General features: G+C 53.7%; 1 rRNA gene. It reads left to right on the forward strand.

What is annotated here, in order from left to right:
* Positions 1-1646, forward strand: a 23S ribosomal RNA gene (locus FYJ66_RS09055); the annotation flags it as partial.
* Between the last annotated feature and the right edge of the window lie 13 nt (positions 1647-1659).

Raw genomic sequence — 1659 nt, forward strand, 5'->3', positions numbered from 1 at the left:
AAGCAAATCTGGACTGCATAGAAGAGAGAATGTTGGCATGAGTAGCGTAAGGCAGGTGAGAATCCTGTCCGCCGAAAATCTAAGGTTTCCTGAGGAAGGTTCGTCCTCTCAGGGTTAGTCGGGACCTAAGCCCAGGGCGAAGGCCGTAGGCGATGGATAACAGGCAGAAATTCCTGTACCACCAAGAATCGTTTGAGTGAAGTGGGGACGCAGAAGGATAAGTTGAGCATGCAGTTGGTATAGCATGTCCAAGCGTCAAGGCTGACGGAGCAGGTCAAATCCGTTCTGTCGTAAGGCTGAGGCGTGAAGGGGTGGCCGTAAGGCCGGAAGCAACTGATTTCACGCTGCCGAGAAAAGCCGCTGGCGAGATTCAAGGTGCCCGTACCGCAAACCGACACAGGTAGATGAGGAGAGAATCCTAAGGTGAGCGAGCGAACTATTGTTAAGGAACTCGGCAAAATGACCCCGTAACTTCGGGAGAAGGGGTGCTCACGAAGAGTGAGCCGCAGTGAAGAGGTCCAGGCAACTGTTTACCAAAAACACAGGTCTCTGCTAAAGCGAAAGCTGAAGTATAGGGGCTGACGCCTGCCCGGTGCTGGAAGGTCAAGGGGAAGTGTCAGGGCAACCGAAGCACGGAACTTAAGCCCCAGTAAACGGCGGCCGTAACTATAACGGTCCTAAGGTAGCGAAATTCCTTGTCGGGTAAGTTCCGACCCGCACGAAAGGCGTAATGATCTGGACACTGTCTCAACAATAGGCTCGGTGAAATTGTAGTACCGGTAAAGATGCCGGTTACCCGCAGCAGGACGGAAAGACCCCGTGGAGCTTTACTGTAGCTTGATATTGAGTTTCGGCGTTAGATGTACAGGATAGGTGGGAGACGAAGAGATCAGCACGCCAGTGTTGGAGGAGTCACCGTTGGGATACCACCCTTGTAACGTTGGAATTCTAACCGAGTACCGTGACCCGGTACCGGGACAGTGTCAGGTGGGCAGTTTGACTGGGGCGGTCGCCTCCTAAAGAGTAACGGAGGCGCCCAAAGGTTCCCTCAGCGCGGACGGAAATCGCGCGAAGAGTGCAAAGGCAGAAGGGAGCTTGACTGCGAGACAAACAGGTCGAGCAGGGACGAAAGTCGGGCTTAGTGATCCGGTGGTTCCGAGTGGAAGGGCCATCGCTCAACGGATAAAAGCTACCCCGGGGATAACAGGCTTATACCCCCCAAGAGTTCACATCGACGGGGGTGTTTGGCACCTCGATGTCGGCTCGTCTCATCCTGGGGCTGAAGTAGGTCCCAAGGGTTGGGCTGTTCGCCCATTAAAGAGGTACGCGAGCTGGGTTCAGAACGTCGCGAGACAGTTCGGTCCCTATCCGCTGTGGGCGTTGGAAATTTGAGAGGAGCTATCCTTAGTACGAGAGGACCGGGATGGACATACCTCTGGTGCACCGGTTGTTCTGCCAAGGGCATAGCCGGGTAGCTAAGTATGGAAGGGATAAGCGCTGAAAGCATCTAAGTGCGAAGCCCCCCTCAAGATAAGATTTCCTCCGAAAGGTAAGACCCGTGGGAGACTACCACGTTGATAGGTCAGAAGTGTAAGTGAAGCGATTCATTCAGCTGACTGATACTAATAGGTCGAGAACTTGACCAGATGGTTTTCAAGA

This window comes from Allobaileyella intestinalis (assembly GCF_009695865.1).
Lineage (GTDB): Bacteria > Bacillota > Clostridia > Peptostreptococcales > Anaerovoracaceae > Allobaileyella > Allobaileyella intestinalis.